We start from the raw sequence: 1,311 nt of genomic DNA on the forward strand, positions 1-1,311 counted from the left end.
AAGAGAGGTTGGACGTGGCTGCAGGAGAAGAGACCTCACACATCCTTAGCGGGTTGACTTCCCAGCTGCCTGATCGTGATCCGGAAGAGACTGCCGAGTGGGTTGAGTCTTTGGATGCGTTGATCAGGGAGCAGGGCACGGAGCGGGCGCAGTTCATCATGCGCAGCCTGCTTCAGCGGGCGGGGTCCCAGTCGGTGGGGGTGCCGATGGTGACCACCACCGATTACGTGAACACGATCCCGGCGGACCAGGAAGCGGAGTTCCCGGGCAACGAGGAGTTCGAGCGCCGGTACCGGGCGTACATGCGCTGGAACGCGGCCGTGATGGTGCACCGGGCGCAGCGGGCGGACATCGGGGTGGGCGGGCACATTTCCACCTATGCCGGGGCCGCGACCCTGTACGAGGTCGGCTTCAACCATTTCTTCCGCGGCAAGGACCACCCCTCGGGCGGGGACCAGGTCTTCTTCCAGGGACACGCGTCCCCGGGCATGTACGCCAGGGCGTTCATGGAAGGCCGGCTCTCGGAGGAGGACCTGGACGGGTTCCGGCAGGAAAAGTCCAAGCAGGGCCACGCCCTTTCCTCCTACCCGCACCCGCGCCTGATGCCTGCGTTCTGGGAATTCCCGACCGTGTCCATGGGCATCGGCCCGATGAACGCGATCTACCAGGCCCAGTCCAACCGCTACCTGCACGACCGCGGCCTGAAGGACACCAGTGACCAGCAGGTCTGGGCGTTCCTGGGCGACGGGGAAATGGACGAGCCCGAGTCCCGCGGCCTGCTCCAGCTCGCCGCGAACGAGAACCTGGACAACCTGAACTTCGTGATCAACTGCAACCTCCAGCGCCTGGACGGGCCGGTCCGGGGCAACGGGAAGATCATGCAGGAACTGGAGGCGTTCTTCCGCGGCGCGGGCTGGAACGTCATCAAGGTCGTCTGGGGCCGGGAATGGGACGAGCTGCTGGCCCGCGACACCGACGGGTCCCTGGTGAAGATCATGAACGAAACCGTCGACGGGGACTACCAGACCTACAAGGCCGAATCCGGCGGGTTCGTCCGCGAACACTTCTTCGGGAAAACCCCGGCCACCAAGGACATGGTCGCGGACCTGGACGACAACCAGATCTGGAACCTCAAACGCGGCGGCCACGACTACCGCAAGGTCTACGCCGCGTACAAGGCCGCGGTCGAGTTCAAGGGCAAACCCACCGTGATCCTGGCCAAGACCGTCAAGGGCTACGGACTCGGACCCCACTTCGAGGGCCGCAACGCGACCCACCAAATGAAGAAACTCACCATGGAAGACCTCAAGG

The 1,311-nt window shown here is 64.6% G+C and carries 1 pseudogene; it reads left to right on the forward strand.

What is annotated here, in order from left to right:
- Positions 1-14 precede the first annotated feature (14 nt).
- A pseudogene (locus AC1DJB_RS23570) lies at positions 15-1,311 on the forward strand (pyruvate dehydrogenase (acetyl-transferring), homodimeric type); the annotation flags it as partial.

Source organism: Arthrobacter sp. 01T428, assembly GCF_056398685.1.